Genomic DNA, 15,873 nt, shown 5'->3' with positions numbered 1-15,873 from the left:
GATGACACTGGTGCAATTGGAATATATTATAGCTGTGGATACATACCGTAGTTTTGTTGCTGCGGCAGAGCACTGCTATGTAACACAGCCTACGTTGAGTATGCAGATTCAGAAATTGGAAGAATCGTTGGGAGCGAAAATATTTGACCGTAGCCGGCAGCCTGTCGTACCGACCGAAATAGGCGAAAAGATCATCCGACAGGCACGTGTTGTGTTGAACGAGAGCAAAAAAATAGGAGAACTATTGCAAGAGGAGAGAGGGGTAATTTCTGGTGAATTAAAACTAGGTGTTATTCCAACCATAGCACCTTATTTGCTTCCCGATGTGCTGACCAGGATATTACAAAAATATCCGCAATTGCAATTGCAGATATGGGAATATACCACAGAAAAGATCATTCAGGAACTTAAGATGGGGCGTTTAGATTGTGGTATTCTTTCCACGCCTTTACAAGAGGCAGGTATCGAGGAAACACAGTTGTATTACGAAACCTTCGTCGCGTATGTCTCAGAAAAGAGTCCACTATATGAAAAAAAGATAGTGACAGCAGACGAAATTTCCAATGAAAAGTTATGGCTTCTTAATGAGGGGCATTGTATGCGAGGGCAAGTGTTGAATATTTGTCATTATAAGCATAATCAAGCAGCTGACGGAACGTTTGAATATAACACGGGTAGTGTGGAGACATTGAAGCGGATGGTGGATATCAATGGAGGAATTACTATATTGCCCGAAATGAGTATTTTGGGATATGATGAAGACCAGCTTAATCACGTAAGGTATTTCAAAATGCCAGAACCCGTACGAGAAATCAGCTTGGTAACGACATCCAACTTTGTGAAGAAGCAGGCGGTGAATGCATTGAAAAATGAAATTTTAGATATTGTGCCCGAGCGTTTCAAAACAAAAAAGAAGAGGGAAGTAATGGGGTTTGACCTCTAAAGGAGGCCATGTCAATATGAGCATAAATATTAGAAAAAAATTAGACGAATTGAACCGGTGGCGGATGCAGAAGATTTCAAACCGGAATTTTCTGATTATACTGGCTTTTCTCGTCGGGATTATTGGGGGATTGGCGGCTGCCCTATTAAAAGGTCTGACACATTTTATTGCCGCCACATTGCAGAATGACATTGAATGGCATTATAAATATTCTTTTTATTTGATCCTGCCGTTACTTGGTATTTTGTTAAGTGTATTATATGTACGCAAGTTCCTCAAAAAGAAAAAATTTGAACATGGCATCACACCTATTATTTACGCCATATCGAGGAAATCCAGCCGTATAGAACCACATAATGTTTATTCGCAAATCGTAACGAGTGCCATCACCGTTGGATTCGGTGGTTCATGCGGATTAGAAGCTCCTATTGCCTATAGCGGCTCGGCCATCGGTTCCAATACAGGGCGTTTCTTCGGCTTACAATATAAAGAAATTACCATGCTGTTAGCCTGCGGTGCAGCAGCTGGAATTGCGGGCGCATTTAATAGCCCTATTGCCGGGATGATTTTTGCCATTGAAATTTTGTTGCCCGAGTTTTCCATACCCGCATTTATTCCTTTGTTGATTTCCGCTGCGTTAGCTTCCGTTGTTTCGCGATTGTTATATAGTGAACCTCTTTTTCATACGGCCAGTACCGAATGGGAGGTAGGTGCACTTATCTTCTATATATTACTGGCTGTCATTGTAGGATTGTATACGGTTTATTTTGCAAAAATAAGCACAACGGTAAAATCCTGGTTCTCTAAAATCCGTAATCCCTACCATAAAGTATGGTTTAGTGGCATATCGCTTGGACTGATGATTTTCATCTTTCCGGCGTTATATGGTGAAGGGTACCTTACCATTCAACAAATGCTGGATGGACAGTTTGATGCTATCGTGAAGAATAGTCTCTTTGCCGATTACAGGCATATGGCGGGTGTTATTGTATGCTATACCGTTTTGACATTATTTGCAAAATCTTTGGCATCGCTTTTTACCCTAAACGGCGGCGGAAACGGGGGAGTGTTTGGCCCGAGTTTGGTGATGGGGGGGCTTCTTGGTTTTGCCTTCGCTTACGGCATCAATCAGACCGGTGTTGTGATGCTCAATGTGCCCAATTTTGTGGTGGCAGGTATGGCAGGTGCGTTAGCGGGTATTATGCACGCCCCGCTAACAGGTTTGTTTCTAATTGCGGAAATTACGGGTGGGTATACACTCATGGTGCCATTGATGTTAGTTACATCTATATCCTATCTTATCAATCGTTCGATACTCAAACATTCCATTTATACGAAAGTATTGGCGGATTCAGGCGACCTGCTTTCTTATGAAGATAAAGATCGAACTGTGTTGAGTATGATGAAACTCCGCTATGTCTTGGAAACAAATTTTATCATATTGCGGCCGAATGAAACACCGCTCGATCGGAAATCAGATATTATACATTCAAAACGTAATATATTCCCGATTGTAGATGACGATGGTAAATTGTTGGGGACAATTTACAGCGAACGCCTTTTTTCCATTTTATTAGGTGAAGAGGAAGGGGCAGATAAAGCTTTCGAACAATTAGCTCAAAAACCAAACGATGTAGTACGGGACAAAGAGAACATGGAAATTGTGATGACGAAAATGAACAAAGACGATGTATGGATACTGCCTGTTCTTGACGAAAATGACCGATATCTGGGATTTATTTCGAAATCCAGCGTATTCAATAAATATCGAGCTTTATTAGTTCGACAAGGGCATTATTTGGAGTGAAACTATAATTCGTAACTAATTACGAACGACGCATAGCCATCATCTTGGAGACATACTTTCCTATAATATCAAACTCCAGATTAACGGTGTCACCCACGTTAACCTGTTGCAGGTTGGTATGTTCAATAGTGTATGGAATAATAGCTACAGAAAATTGATTGATTAATGAGTTGACCACCGTCAGACTAATTCCGTTTACCGTAATAGAGCCTTTTTCCACCGTGATGTTTTGTTCTTGAGGTTCATAGGTAAAGGTGAAAAGCCAGCTCCCGTGTTGTTCTTCCTTCGCAATACATCGTGCTGTTTGATCTACATGCCCCTGCACAATGTGACCGTCGAATCGACCATTAGCGGGCGTACAACGCTCTAGATTAACCAAATCACCAATTTTTAACGCACTTAAATTTGATTTCAGCAATGTTTCCTGTATCGCTGTTACTTTGTGAACGTCCTCTTCGATTCCTACAACCGTTAAGCATACACCATTATGAGACACGCTTTGGTCAATCTTCAGTTCATTAGAAATATGGGATTGCACAAAAAAGTGCAAATTCCCTAATTCTTTTTCGATCTTGGTAACTGTTCCCACAGTTTCAATAATGCCGGTAAACATAATCTTCGTCTTTTTGCAAATATAACTTTTTTTATATTTTCTTTTTTTTATACCTTTGTCATAGGTTTAGGTTGATTACCTCTAACAAGAGGTCATATTTTTAAAGCCTGGGAAATCGCCAGATTACTCCCAGGCTTTTTTAGTACTACAATTTATAGGTAATTTCAATGAAAGTAGCATTATTGTGCATAGGGAAAACAGATGAGAGTTTTGTCAAAACGGGAATAGAAGACTACGTAAAACGGCTAAAGCATTACGTACATTTTGATGTTTCCGTTATTCCCGATATTAAAAATGCCAAACACCTAACGCAGGACCAACAAAAGACTAAAGAAGGCGAGCTTATCTTAAAGCAATTGAATAATGGGGATTTTGTGGTATTGTTAGATGAACGTGGAAAAGCATTTCGTTCTATCGAGTTTGCGAATTTTCTGGAACAGAAAATGGTTGGCTCTGTTCAGCATATCGTGTTTATTATCGGTGGGCCGTATGGTTTCTCGGATGAAGTGTATAAGCGAGCCAATCAACAGTTATCTTTGTCCAAAATGACATTCTCCCATCAGATGGTCCGTTTATTTTTTGTAGAACAGCTTTATAGAGCATTTACTATCTTAAGGGGCGAACCCTATCACCACGAATAAATAATTTTTTATGTAAATTTACAGTTATTATCATCACCATAGAAAAAGGAGGCAATTATGGATATGAATAAATTCAAAAGAGACTATAAATTTAAAAGTGCGGAATCGGATAATGATGGTAAACGGAACCTGATTATTATTATTGTGGGGATTGTTGTCGTTATCGCACTGGCGTATTTTTTGAGATAAAGTAGAGAGACGCGATTATCTTTTATGAACTCGTCAGGGGGTCTGTTAATTGCGTCTCTACAAAATCAATTCTTTGAATTGATGCCATGCCATCTTGTCTGTTTTGAATGTGAGATCCGCTTCTTGTAGGCCATCAATCGGCATAAACCGAAACACCTCCATTTTTTCTTGTTGTTTTTCTTTGGAGAAATCAAAAGGACTTGTTTTTATATCGAATAGGATTGGACTTTTAGCCTGTACTTGATAATAGATAGAAATAATTTGACTATCATTAAAACTGGATTTTTCGTAGAAATCTGTTGTGTATATATGGCGGACGATATCGATTTCCAGTTGACACTCTTCCATGAACTCCCGTTTTAGAGCATCGATCAATCCCTCGCCATATTCAAGTCCGCCACCCGGAAACTTCGTGAAAGACACGTTGAGGGTCTTTTCGTCACTAATAAGAATTTCCTTTGTATCTGTAATCAATAGACCGTAAACGCGTACATTAAAATACATTTGAGTTTATTTTGATTTTGTTAAAGGGGTTGAAATCCGTTTTCGATGGCCAGTTCATCCACGCCGAAAAAAGAGTAGTGCTTAGGTAGAAACCATTGGATGGTATTCATGATGGTGTTAAAATCCTTTTCCGAAGCAAATTGCGTGGGCATGATATTGAATACCAGATCCTGCGATGCACGTTCTTCATCCGTATAATTACGGGCTATTAACATGATTTTTGGATTCTTGACCCCAGAATATTGTAAAAACTCGCGAATTTGTCTTCTAAGAAAATTGGGGAAAACCTCTTCAGAAGGTTGTCCTACCAAAATTTCCTCATCTTTGTTGATGCCTAGGTATTCTTCTGGATTGGAAAAGACACTGTTATCGGTATAAAAAGAACCGTTTAATTTAAGATTTGCTAAATCACCATAGGAAAAAATCCAATCAGGTCGATCCAAATGCGCATTGATAGCGATGCCAAACCCTTGTTCTAATATGGTGTCTAATTGGTTGTTGATAACAAAAGCTTGAAAACTCTCGCCGGTGGTTACTGTCTGGAGTTGGATATAAGGAAAACCGTCTTTGCTAATGGCTACTTCTGGTTCACCAAGCTTTAGGTTTGCCTCATCAATATGACTCAAAAACTGATCTCGCCACTGTTCATCCCGTTCGGAAAACACAGTGCCCATCAATTGGTTGACAACGATGGTTTTTTCTAGGTCTCCTAATAGACTATCCCGCTGTTTGTTGTTGTTATTGCTTATACTCATTGTTTCTCCACCCTAAAAAGAGCCTAAAAGTAAGGATTAAATTTGATTTTAGAGAAAATCTCCTATCTTAGATTCCTATGTCAGAAGAAAAACTGGATACTCTTGATCGTCGGGCGTGTGCGTATATATTAGAACACTATATGGAGCCCGATCTGGATCGGCACCGTATTGCTGCTGCTCTTGGCTGTTCAACCAGAAATCTGAGCCGTGCATTTGAAGGAAGTGGTGTTAAACTTCATGCGTATATCCGTTTACTTCGTTTGCATAAAGGTCGGGAACTCTTACATAAAAGGCCTAACCTCACCATCAAGCAGATTGCCGAAAGAGTATATTTTTGTAATGCCAAACACTTTGCTACCTGTTACAAAGCTTTTTTGGGGTTTTCGCCCAGCGAAGAACGAAAAATGATCCGCAGACGAAAATAGGATTCTAATAAACCAACCAACACTAAACGTTGCAGAGACGGTGTATATCGAAAGCTCACCGGTGATGTGTTCTGGTTCATTGCTAATCACTTATGCGTCATTGTACATGTGTTCTGGTTCATTGCTAATCATTTATGCGTCATTGTACATGTGTTCTGGCTCGTTGCTAATCATTTATGCGTCATTGTACATGTGTTCTGGCTCGTTGCTAATCACTTATGCGTCATTATACATGTGTTCTGGTTCACTGCTAATCACTTATGCGTCATTGTACATGTGTTCTGGTTCATTGCTAATCACTTATGCGTCATTGTACAGGTGTTCTGGCTCGTTGCTAATCACTTATGGCTCATTGTACATGTACTTCTACCCCCATTGTTTTCTGATTTTTTTTGTTTAAAAAGCGCTTTTATAGCGTTAAGACATCGTTTTTCTACTAAAAATCCGTTCAAATTTCTCTCGTGTAGGTATGTATTTTCGCCAAAAAAATCAACGTTTTCGGTAGCATCAACAGAAAACGTTTTACCGAACACGCCAAAAAAACTATCTTTGTGCCTAAAATAAAGATTCTAAAATGAATATTTCCTATAATTGGCTTAAGAACTACATAAACATAGATAAAACACCGGAAGAGCTATCCTTGATTTTGACGGATATCGGACTGGAAGTGGAGTTATTAGAGACGGTGCAGAGCATCCCGGGTGGTCTAGAAGGGTTGGTTGTAGGAGAGGTGAAAACGTGCGGGCAACATCCCAATGCGGATAAATTGAAGGTCACAACAGTAGACATTGGTGGCTCGGAGTTGTTGCATATCGTTTGCGGCGCACCTAATGTACGGGAAGGCCTGAAGGTGATTGTGGCCACTGTGGGAACTTATTGCCACCCTGCGAATGGAGAACCGTTTAAAATTACGAAATCGAAGATTAGGGGAGAAGTTTCTGAAGGGATGCTATGCGGTGAGGACGAGATCGGTTTAGGAACTTCACATGCCGGAATTGTAGAGCTGAGCGCTGATGCAGTCGTAGGTTCTCGCGTGAAGGATTATTTTAATGTACAAGATGATTTTCGATATGAAATCGGTTTGACGCCGAACCGTGCAGATGCTGCGTCTCATCTAGGCGTTGCCCGTGATTTGGCTGCATATTTCCGTAAACCTTATACACTAGCTGATGTTTCCGCTTTTCAAGAAGGAAAAGACGTAGGTGTACAGGTAGAGGTAAAAGCACCTACGGCAGCCCCTCGTTATGCTGGCGTGACTATTTCCGATATCACCGTAGGAGAGTCACCCGACTGGCTGAAAGAAAAATTGAATGTCATCGGCGTGCGTCCGATCAATAATATTGTAGATATTACAAACTATATATTGCACGATTTAGGGCAACCACTGCATGCATTTGATGCTGCGAGGATTGCAGAAAATAAGGTAGTAGTACGTTATGCTAATGAAAATGAACCTTTCAAGACATTGGATGGTATAGAAAGAAAGCTTTCTTCGGAAGATTTAGTGATTGCAGACGCAGAAAAGCCGATGTGTATCGCCGGAGTTTTTGGAGGCGAGTATTCCGGTGTTAACGAAACAACAACACGTATTTTCTTGGAGTCTGCTTACTTTGATGCGGTATCGGTACGGAAAACGTCGAAACGTCATGGATTAAAAACAGACTCTTCGTTCCGTTTTGAGCGCGGTACAGATCCTAATATGCCCGTGTATGCGTTACAAAAAGCGGCACTGATGATTCAAGAAATTGCCGGTGGTCAGGTCGTTTCGGCTGTAACAGACAGCTATCCGGCTCCGGTTTCGCCATTTATATTCTCTGTTGATTATCGTCGGGTGCGGCAATTGATCGGGAAGGAAATACCAAATACCGAGATTAAAGCTATTATCGAAGCACTGGGAATCGGTATTTCGGAAGAGAGTGGTGAAGAAATTACCGTAAGCGTACCTGCTTACAAAGTGGATGTTACGCGCGAGGTAGACATCATCGAGGAGGTGCTACGTATCTACGGTTATAACAATATTGAATTAAAGCCACAGATTAAATCTTCTTTAAACACAACCGAGAAACCAGACAAGGAAGTTGTATTGAATCAAGTTGCCGATTTATTGATAGGAAATGGCTACCGCGAAATATTGAACAACTCCCTAACGAAATTATCGTTTGTGGAGGACGAACAAACAGCTGTTCGTTTGGTAAACCCATTGAGCTCGGATTTGGATACGATGCGTCAGAATTTACTGTTTTCAGCCTTGACAACCGTAGCCTACAATCAAAAGCGCAAAAGCCCGAACGCTAAGTATTTTGAGTATGGTAAAACGTATTTCAAAACGGACGAGGGATATCGCGAGCGACAGAATCTATCGTTGTGTGTAGCCGGCGATCAACTGGCGGAACAGTGGAGTTTAAAAAGTAAAAAGACGAATTTTTATCATCTGAAAGCTGCTGTTGATGCGATAGTCAAACGTTTGAATATCCAAGGAGTGCAGCTACAGGAAACGGATGGAAAGTATTTTGATTACGGATTGGATTATAAGAAAGGGCAGAAGGTTCTGGTGACGTTGGGTGCTGTCTCCGTTGCTAATCTAAAAAAAGCAGATGTGGATGGAAAGGTTTACTTTGCTCAATTTGATTGGGACCTGGTCATGAAGGTAATCCGTAAGAACACGATCAAATATAAAGAGGTGTCTAAATTTCCTGCGGTGCGACGGGATTTATCGCTGTTGATGGATGATGCGGTGACCTTTGAAGAACTTACCAGAATAGCCGCGAAAACCGAACGTAAATTGCTAAAAGAGGTTGATATTTTTGATGTCTACAAAGGTTCAGGGCTTCCGGAAGGAAAGAAATCTTATGCTTTAAGTTTTACGTTGCAGGACGAAGAAAAAACGTTAAATGACAAACAAATTGACGCCATAATTAAAAAATTAATGCTTAACTTTGAACAAGAGATTGGTGCGGTAGTGCGCTAATGGACACGTTTAACGATTAATTGCGAAAAGATTATATGGCTGGATTATCTACACAAATGAATGTTATCGTCGAGAAGACGAAGAATCTTATTCAGTTGTGCGAGGCCTTACAGGAAGAAAATGATTTGTTAAAGCTCGAAGTACAATCTTTACAGGTAGCGTTTCAGACAAGTACAGATAAAGTACATCAGCTGGAGGAAAAGGTTAAGGCTTTGGCAGTTGCAAAAACATTGGACGACTCGGAGGTAGATAAAGAAGCTATAAATGAAAAAATACTTGACACAAAGCAAAAAATTAACGATTTTGTGCGAGAAATAGACAGATGTATAGGCTTATTGAAGTAGAAAGTAGAGTAGATATAGAAGCCTGTTACGTTATTTAAGCTCAAAAAACATGGGAGAAATTTCCATAAAAATAAATATCGCAGACCGTGTTTATCCGTTAAGGGTAGATACAGCAGAGGAGGAAGTGATTAGGTACGCTGCGAAATTAATTAATGAAAAAATAAAGGAATTGCAGGAAAATTATGCAGTTCGTGATAAACAAGACTTGTTGTCTATGTGTGTCTTGCAGTACGCTACAGGAATGATTAAAGCAGAGCGCAACGCACAACAACATGAGGATGGATTGGAAGAGAAGGTTCACGAATTGGATGCTATATTAACGGATTTCTTTAGAAAATAAATATATCGTTCTTTATTTTAGAGCTTTATAACGACGAATTTGCCGCAATTAAATTCGGGTTGTCACTATTTTAAACTTAACGCTTCAATATCACGAGCGAAAACAAGATGTAGACCATTTTGCGAAAGCCATCTAGGTCATGATCAATTGCTCAAATCATGTGTAATCGAAGTTTAATAATACATGGGACCTGTTACATTTAATTGCGGTTTTTTTTTGAACAAACTAGAATAACATATATATAAACAATGGATTTAATTACTATTATTTCGATCATAGTTTCGCTTATTATAGGTGTTGTTATCGGTCGTTTTTTGTTGCAGGCAGTCTTCAAAAAACAAGAACAGACGGCACAGGAGAAAGCGGAGCGTATTATTAAAGAGGCTGAACAACAAGCCGAGCACCACAAAAAACAACGTAATTTAGAGGCAAAAGAGAAGTTTCTGCAACTAAAAGCGGAACACGAAAAAGAAGTTAGCCAACGTAATAGTGCCGTAGCACAAAAAGAAAATACGATTCGGCAGAAAGAGCAGTCGCTAAATCAAAAATTAGAAAGTCTTAATCGGGAAAAGCAAGAATTAGACAACAAAAGCAAGAAGCTTGACCATTTGATTGAACTCAACGAGAAAAAATCGGAAGAAGTAGATCAATTGAAGAACCAACACATCAAACAGTTGGAAACAATTGCTGGTTTGTCTGCCCAAGAAGCTCGGGAACAGTTGGTCAACTCGCTGCGTGAAGAAGCGCGTTCGCAAGCTATCATGCAAATCAAGGATATCGTAGATGAAGCGAAATTGACAGCTTCCAAAGAAGCGAAAAAAGTAGTCATCCAGACGATTCAACGAACAGCAACGGAATCTGCTATTGAAAATACGGTATCTATTTTCAACATAGAAAATGACGAAATAAAAGGCCGTATTATTGGTCGTGAAGGACGAAACATTCGTGCTTTGGAAGCGGCAACGGGTGTGGAAATCATTGTGGACGATACGCCGGAAGCGATTATATTGTCTGGATTCGATCCAGTGCGCCGTGAGATCGCTCGTTTGTCGTTACACAGATTAGTTACTGATGGACGTATTCACCCTGCTCGAATCGAAGAGGTTGTGGCGAAGACACGTACACAGATTGAAGATGAAATCGTTGAAATTGGCGAACGTACGGCAATCGATTTAGGTATACATGGTCTTCATCCGGAGTTGATAAGGATGGTTGGTCGAATGCGTTATCGTTCTTCTTACGGACAGAATCTGTTACAACACTCGCGTGAAGTGGCCAACTTTGCGGCGACGATGGCGGCAGAACTTGGCTTAAACGTAAAACATGCTAAACGGGCAGGTCTTCTGCACGATATCGGAAAAGTGCCTGACGACAATCCGGAATTGCCACACGCTATTTTAGGTATGCAATTGGCAGAAAAATACAAGGAACACCCGGATGTTTGTAATGCTATTGGCGCACACCACGATGAAATAGAGATGACTTCCTTGATTTCGCCTGTTGTCCAGGCATGTGATGCGATTTCGGGTGCGCGTCCTGGTGCACGTCGCGAAGTGGTAGAAAGCTATATTAAGCGTTTGAAAGAACTGGAAGAGCTTGCTCTTTCTTATCCTGGAGTGGAAAAGACGTTCGCTATTCAAGCGGGCCGCGAATTGCGCGTCGTCGTCGAATCAGAGAAAGTTTCTGATGCCCAGGCAGAGATTCTGGCAGCGGATATATCCAACCGTATCCAAACAGAGATGACGTATCCGGGCCAAGTCAAAGTAACGGTTATTCGCGAAACCAGGTCGGTTGCCTATGCGAAATAGTTAATTGTTAAATAGATCAAAAGTATAGCTGCCTCGAAAAGGCAGCTTTTTTTGTCTTCCCCCCAAATTCCTTATTTTTGGATAAATACCAGCTTATGCAAATTCTTGTAGTAGAAGACGATAATCGAATCAGTAATTTTCTGGTGAAAGGATTGGAAGAGTGCGGTTATCTGGTCACTTTATGTAAAAATGCGGAAGATGTATTAAAACAATACATCAATATCGAGTGGGATTTAATTATTTTGGATATTATGTTGGCCGATATGGATGGCGTACAGCTTTTACAAGCCTTGCGTTATAAAAAAGTATATACGCCTATCCTGATGCTAAGTGCGTTGAACAGCGTGCAGGACAAAATATCCGCATTGGACTATGGGGCTGACGATTACTTAACCAAACCCTTTCATTTTGATGAACTGATCTCCCGCGTTCGGGCGCTTACACGTAGGCGACAATATGAGCAATTAGAAACACCGAAAGCCGAGTTGCAATTTGGGCAATTACAAATTAACCGGGAGCAATATAAAGTGACATTAGCAGGGCAGCACGTAGAGTTATCTCCTCGAGAATATAAGTTACTTATTTATCTGGTCGAAAACATAGGGAAGACCGTAAGTAGGGTACAGATATTAAATGCGGTGTGGGGTATTACGTTTGATAATCATACAAACGTTGTGGATGTATATATATCCTATCTACGGAGCAAAATTGAAAGGGAGGATATGAAATATATCTTTACAGTAAAAGGTGTAGGTTATATGTTTAAAGGTTAGTGATATGAAGTTAAAGCACAGGCTGTCTCTATATGCTGTTGTAATATTTGGTGTCATTATGCTGATTTTCTCCGTCGTGATCTACTTTTCGTACTATGCGCAGATGGAACGAAAAGAACGTCAATCGTTAGAAAGCAAATCACTATTGGCCGCGATTTACTACCTGGAACAGGATGAATTGTCATTTTTGGAGCATGCTAATGTAAAAAGCCAATTGCATCGGACGATTTCGAGACAGAATATTGTCGTATTTGACAGTCTAGATCAGGTATTTAACGGGGACATGTCGACGACCGAACAGATTTCTCCTGATTTTTTAGCCGAGGTACGTCGTGTCGAAAATGGTTTTTTCAAAACGGACTCTTTTTTCTACAATGGCATTTTTTATCGGGACAATCAAGGGGATTTTGTTGTCGTCACCCGCGAGTCGAAAGACGCATTTAATGCGCAGATGCTCTCCCTCTTTCACATCCTTATTGCTGTTTTCCTATCCGGTGTAGCGTTCATCTTTCTATTCTCCAGGTATTTAAGTCATATTGCCTACCAGCCTATTATCAAGATTATAGACCAGATCCGGGAAAGGGATAGTAAAAACTTTAATAAACCGCTATCGCTGACTAAAACGTATGCTGAAATCGAAGATTTGGTAAAAACCTACAATCATTTTGTAAAGCGTATTGCGGAGACATTCCATGTACAGAAGAACTTCATCGACTATGTCTCGCATGAGTTGCGTACGCCTATAACTGCCTTGCTAGGTACCCTTGAAGTGACGGAGAGCAAGCCGCGCTCAGTCGAAGAATATAAAAATACTATTGCCCAATTAGAGCAATATACATTGGATTTGCAGGATACGCTCGAACAAATGATGCTCCTCTCCGGCGCGAAGACCAACTTCGAGTTACTACCCACTCGTGTGGACGAGGTGATGTGGCAGGTGATAGAGAATATGATACTTTATCACGAAGCACGTATTGAGGTGGATATCCAGGTGAAAAACAATAGCCTGCTAACGGTGGATGGGAACGATAAATTGTTGGAGCTTGCTTTCGGAAATATATTGGAAAATGCCATTAAATATTCGGATAACCAAGTGGTTCGTGTTCTTTTTCAGGAACAAGACGGTAAACTGGTTATGGCAATCATCGATCAAGGAATCGGCATTCCAGAAAATGATATACAGTATATTCTACAGAATTTCTATCGCGCGGACAATGCGCGAAAATATCAGGGAAAAGGTATAGGCTTATCGATGGCAAATATTATTTTTACATTGCATCATATCGAAATGAATATTCTATCGAGCGAGAAGGGGACGACCGTCCAATTGTATTTCTAATCAAACTCTAATCTACCTTAAAGTTTACCTTAATATTGTCCGCCTAACTTTGCCGGAAATAAATTTGAGGTGAGATTTTACATAGTTATTTTATTCTTTTTCGTTGCATCGCTTAGCAGGGCGCAATCCTATAGCCTGACACAACTGGAGGCAAGCTTCTTGAAGGAAAACTACTTATTGTTGGCAGCGAAATTTGATGTCAGCAAGGCAGAAGCAGAGATTGTACAGGAAAAGGTGTGGGCAAATCCTAGTTTAGCCGTTAGTGAGGTAAATCTTTGGGCGAATGCGGGTAGTGAAACGTTATCTCCTCTTTTTGGAAGTTACGGTAAAACCCAGCAAGTGTCTGTAGAATTGGAGCAATTAGTTGAAACAGCCGGTAAACGAAAGAAACGGGTTGCCATCAAACGATTGGAACATCGTATGGCCGTCTACGAATTTGAAGAACTCGTCCGGGAATTAAGAAAGGAGCTTCGCCAACATTTCCATCATCTGGCAACCCTAAAACATAGCCAAACCCAACTCGTCGATATGGTGAAGTTATTTCAGCAATTGGAAAAACAATACCAACGGCAGGTTCAGCAGGAAAATGTGTCCAAAGCAGACTATAATCGTGTACATAACGAATTGTTGCGTATGCAAAAAGATCTGGCAGAGCTAGAAGCAGATGCCGAAGCGGGTTTATCCACCTTGCGCGTGCTGACGGGGATAAACGATTTGGAAATAGAGAAGCTATCGGTGGCGGAGTCATTTGTAAGCCGCACCCTGTTGGTGCCTAAAGATATAACCAATTTGATTGCTGAGCAAAATATCGGTATTAAAAAGCAGTCCACGGCAATCGAAATGGCGAAACAGCACCTGGAACTTGAAAAAGCACAACGAACACCAGACGTAACGCTACAACTGGGATATGACCGTGGTGGGAATATTATGCAAGACTTTATTGGTTTGGGAGTACAGGTGGATTTGCCTGTTTTTAACAGAAACAAAGGAAATATACAGAAAGCTAAACACCAGATAGATCAAGAGCATCTCACGTATACGGCGTTGCAACGGGAGTTGGAACAAACGGTATTGCGCTGTAGAAATCAACTTTTGAAATACGAAAACGTATTAAATCAGTGGACTGACGGAATGGAAGAAGGACAGGATGGTATCATAGATAATTACCGTAAACATTTGGAGAACCGTCAAGTCACATTAATGGAATTTATGGATTATGTGCAATCTCACCGGGAAGCAAGAGCAGCATTTCTGGACTTGTGGCAAGATTACAACAACACGTTCGAGGAGCTACAATATCTAATCGGTAAGGATTTTTAAGAAGTTATGAGGAAGATAATTTATGGGCATTTCATCGGGATATGTTGTGCATTAATCTCGTGTACGCCTAAAGCAGATGAGAAGCGGTCGGAAGTAGAAAAACCAGCAACGTTTTGTATGAATGCAGGGTTACGTCAATCGACAGAGATTATTGCTGTAGAAGAGCGTCCGGTTACAGAGCAGTTGACGTTATCGGGAAAGATAGAGTACAACGAAAATGATATGGTAGCGTTTCGTAGCCTACTATCGGGCGTGGTAGACAGGGTCGGTTTTGAGTTGGGCGACCAAGTGCACAAAGGACAAGTTTTGGCAACGATAAAATCTACCCAGATTCAGGAACTTTATCAACAACAGCGATATCAACAAAATCAAATTAGCTTGTTGGAAAAACAAGTTAAAAGTAAAAAGGAACTTGCTGCAGACGGACTGTTAGCGGCACCGGATGTCCTTGCTGCTGAACATGAATTGGAAAGTGCTGTGATTGAGCTCGATAGAGTTACCGAAAGTTTATCGCTTTATAGAGCGGCAGGAAAAGATGCCTTTCATATTCTCGCACCAAAGGATGGTTACATTATTCAAAAATCGATCAGTCCGGGTCAAAATGTGACCGAGGACAGCGCACCCCTGTTTTCGATTTCCAATTTGAAAGAGGTATGGGTAATGGTGAATATATATGCTAGCAATTTACGTCATGTCGCACTAGGCAATCCTGTGAAAGTTCGTACGGTAGCCTATCCAGATAAGTTTTATACCGGAAAAATAGATAAAATATACAATGCCTTTGATGATAACGAACATGTGCTCAAAGCGCGGGTTGTATTGGCAAATCCCCAATTGGATTTAATGCCAGGGTTGAGCGCGGATATTATTATTGACTTAAAAAATAAGAAAGGAAACGCATTTGCGATTCCAAACACCGCGAAAGTATTTAGCAATAACAAAGAATATGTCGTCGTATATCGGGACAGTTGTGATATGGAAATAAGACCTATATCGACTGTGGGGCTTAACGAGGAGTATACCTTTATAAAGGAAAAATTAAAGCCAAATGAGCGGGTCGTCGGCTCAAACGCTTTGCTAATATTTGAGCAGCTGAATAAATAA

At 40.6% G+C, this 15,873-nt stretch carries 16 protein-coding genes; 13 read left to right on the top strand and 3 right to left on the bottom strand.

Translation table 11 applies throughout. The features are described from left to right. The first annotated feature begins 1 nt into the window (after nt 1). A complete protein-coding gene (locus tag G5B43_RS08180) occupies nt 2-943 on the top strand; it encodes a hydrogen peroxide-inducible genes activator (protein ID WP_165294476.1) in 942 nt (313 codons plus the stop codon). A 16-nt stretch (nt 944-959) separates the two neighbouring features. Then, nucleotides 960-2,750 carry a chloride channel protein gene (locus tag G5B43_RS08175; RefSeq protein ID WP_165294251.1) on the top strand — a complete coding sequence of 597 codons (1,791 nt, stop codon included), beginning with the start codon at nt 960-962 and terminating at the stop codon, nt 2,748-2,750. Nucleotides 2,751-2,769: 19 nt separating this feature from the next. Here G5B43_RS08175 and G5B43_RS08170 read toward each other — a convergent pair whose 3' ends face one another. Next, on the bottom strand, nt 2,770-3,363 hold the full coding sequence (locus G5B43_RS08170) for a riboflavin synthase (RefSeq protein WP_165294250.1): 594 nt from the start codon (nt 3,361-3,363) through the stop codon (nt 2,770-2,772). Nucleotides 3,364-3,530: 167 nt separating this feature from the next. Between G5B43_RS08170 and rlmH the strand changes: the two genes are divergently transcribed. Both rlmH and G5B43_RS19505 read left to right on the top strand, forming a co-directional pair. Next, a complete protein-coding gene (rlmH, locus tag G5B43_RS08165; RefSeq protein ID WP_165294249.1) occupies nt 3,531-4,004 on the top strand; it encodes a 23S rRNA (pseudouridine(1915)-N(3))-methyltransferase RlmH in 474 nt (157 codons plus the stop codon). A gap of 57 nt (nt 4,005-4,061) precedes the next feature. Beyond that, entirely contained in the window at nt 4,062-4,193 is a 132-nt protein-coding gene (locus tag G5B43_RS19505; RefSeq protein WP_262887169.1) for a hypothetical protein, read from the top strand. Nucleotides 4,194-4,250: 57 nt separating this feature from the next. On the opposite strand, the gene G5B43_RS08160 is transcribed toward G5B43_RS19505, so the two are convergent. Together G5B43_RS08160 and G5B43_RS08155 are read right to left on the bottom strand one after the other, a co-directional pair. Next, nucleotides 4,251-4,697, bottom strand: coding sequence for an NUDIX domain-containing protein (locus G5B43_RS08160; protein WP_165294248.1), 447 nt, complete (start codon nt 4,695-4,697; stop codon nt 4,251-4,253). Between the two features lie 20 nt (nt 4,698-4,717). Next, on the bottom strand, nt 4,718-5,452 hold the full coding sequence (locus G5B43_RS08155; protein WP_165294247.1) for a hypothetical protein: 735 nt from the start codon (nt 5,450-5,452) through the stop codon (nt 4,718-4,720). A gap of 77 nt (nt 5,453-5,529) precedes the next feature. Here G5B43_RS08155 and G5B43_RS08150 point away from each other — a divergent pair, with 77 nt between their 5' ends. The 9 genes from G5B43_RS08150 to G5B43_RS08110 all read left to right on the top strand — a co-directional run bounded on the left by G5B43_RS08150 (nt 5,530) and on the right by G5B43_RS08110 (nt 15,873). After that, nucleotides 5,530-5,877, top strand: coding sequence for a helix-turn-helix domain-containing protein (locus G5B43_RS08150; RefSeq protein WP_165294246.1), 348 nt, complete (start codon nt 5,530-5,532; stop codon nt 5,875-5,877). A 574-nt stretch (nt 5,878-6,451) separates the two neighbouring features. Then, the gene (pheT, locus tag G5B43_RS08145; RefSeq protein WP_165294245.1) at nt 6,452-8,845 is read left to right on the top strand and encodes a phenylalanine--tRNA ligase subunit beta; all 2,394 of its coding nucleotides are present in this window, start codon (nt 6,452-6,454) and stop codon (nt 8,843-8,845) included. A 35-nt stretch (nt 8,846-8,880) separates the two neighbouring features. Beyond that, nucleotides 8,881-9,189 carry a hypothetical protein gene (locus tag G5B43_RS08140; protein ID WP_165294244.1) on the top strand — a complete coding sequence of 103 codons (309 nt, stop codon included), beginning with the start codon at nt 8,881-8,883 and terminating at the stop codon, nt 9,187-9,189. A 49-nt stretch (nt 9,190-9,238) separates the two neighbouring features. Further along, nucleotides 9,239-9,529, top strand: a complete 291-nt coding sequence (locus tag G5B43_RS08135; RefSeq protein ID WP_165294243.1) for a cell division protein ZapA — start codon at nt 9,239-9,241, stop codon at nt 9,527-9,529. 248 nt (nt 9,530-9,777) lie between these two features. Further along, nucleotides 9,778-11,337, top strand: a complete 1,560-nt coding sequence (gene rny / locus G5B43_RS08130; RefSeq protein WP_165294242.1) for a ribonuclease Y — start codon at nt 9,778-9,780, stop codon at nt 11,335-11,337. Nucleotides 11,338-11,432: 95 nt separating this feature from the next. Continuing rightward, the gene (locus tag G5B43_RS08125) at nt 11,433-12,110 is read left to right on the top strand and encodes a response regulator transcription factor (RefSeq protein WP_165294241.1); all 678 of its coding nucleotides are present in this window, start codon (nt 11,433-11,435) and stop codon (nt 12,108-12,110) included. A gap of 4 nt (nt 12,111-12,114) precedes the next feature. After that, nucleotides 12,115-13,449, top strand: coding sequence for a sensor histidine kinase (locus tag G5B43_RS08120; protein ID WP_206367286.1), 1,335 nt, complete (start codon nt 12,115-12,117; stop codon nt 13,447-13,449). Nucleotides 13,450-13,518: 69 nt separating this feature from the next. After that, complete coding sequence (locus G5B43_RS08115) at nt 13,519-14,769, top strand: TolC family protein (RefSeq protein WP_165294240.1); 1,251 nt, start codon at nt 13,519-13,521, stop codon at nt 14,767-14,769. Between the two features lie 6 nt (nt 14,770-14,775). Beyond that, nucleotides 14,776-15,873, top strand: a complete 1,098-nt coding sequence (locus tag G5B43_RS08110; RefSeq protein WP_165294239.1) for an efflux RND transporter periplasmic adaptor subunit — start codon at nt 14,776-14,778, stop codon at nt 15,871-15,873.

This window comes from Sphingobacterium sp. SGR-19 (assembly GCF_011043555.1).
GTDB lineage: Bacteria > Bacteroidota > Bacteroidia > Sphingobacteriales > Sphingobacteriaceae > Sphingobacterium.
The sequence above is the reverse complement of the archived record's forward strand: the minus strand, read 5'-3'. Positions and strand labels throughout refer to the sequence as shown.

Excerpts from the sequence above, each read along its gene's own strand:
- rlmH (WP_165294249.1), top strand. The coding sequence starts at position 3,531 with ATGAAAGTAGCATTATTGTGCATAGGGAAAACAGATGAGAGTTTTGTC.
- G5B43_RS08160 (WP_165294248.1), bottom strand. The coding sequence starts at position 4,697 with ATGTATTTTAATGTACGCGTTTACGGTCTATTGATTACAGATACAAAG.
- G5B43_RS08155 (WP_165294247.1), bottom strand. The coding sequence starts at position 5,452 with ATGAGTATAAGCAATAACAACAACAAACAGCGGGATAGTCTATTAGGA.
- G5B43_RS08175 (WP_165294251.1), top strand. The coding sequence starts at position 960 with ATGAGCATAAATATTAGAAAAAAATTAGACGAATTGAACCGGTGGCGG.
- G5B43_RS19505 (WP_262887169.1), top strand. The coding sequence starts at position 4,062 with ATGGATATGAATAAATTCAAAAGAGACTATAAATTTAAAAGTGCGGAA.
- G5B43_RS08170 (WP_165294250.1), bottom strand. The coding sequence starts at position 3,363 with ATGTTTACCGGCATTATTGAAACTGTGGGAACAGTTACCAAGATCGAA.
- G5B43_RS08140 (WP_165294244.1), top strand. The coding sequence starts at position 8,881 with ATGGCTGGATTATCTACACAAATGAATGTTATCGTCGAGAAGACGAAG.
- G5B43_RS08180 (WP_165294476.1), top strand. The coding sequence starts at position 2 with ATGACACTGGTGCAATTGGAATATATTATAGCTGTGGATACATACCGT.
- G5B43_RS08120 (WP_206367286.1), top strand. The coding sequence starts at position 12,115 with ATGAAGTTAAAGCACAGGCTGTCTCTATATGCTGTTGTAATATTTGGT.
- rny (WP_165294242.1), top strand. The coding sequence starts at position 9,778 with ATGGATTTAATTACTATTATTTCGATCATAGTTTCGCTTATTATAGGT.
- G5B43_RS08135 (WP_165294243.1), top strand. The coding sequence starts at position 9,239 with ATGGGAGAAATTTCCATAAAAATAAATATCGCAGACCGTGTTTATCCG.
- G5B43_RS08110 (WP_165294239.1), top strand. The coding sequence starts at position 14,776 with ATGAGGAAGATAATTTATGGGCATTTCATCGGGATATGTTGTGCATTA.
- pheT (WP_165294245.1), top strand. The coding sequence starts at position 6,452 with ATGAATATTTCCTATAATTGGCTTAAGAACTACATAAACATAGATAAA.
- G5B43_RS08150 (WP_165294246.1), top strand. The coding sequence starts at position 5,530 with ATGTCAGAAGAAAAACTGGATACTCTTGATCGTCGGGCGTGTGCGTAT.
- G5B43_RS08125 (WP_165294241.1), top strand. The coding sequence starts at position 11,433 with ATGCAAATTCTTGTAGTAGAAGACGATAATCGAATCAGTAATTTTCTG.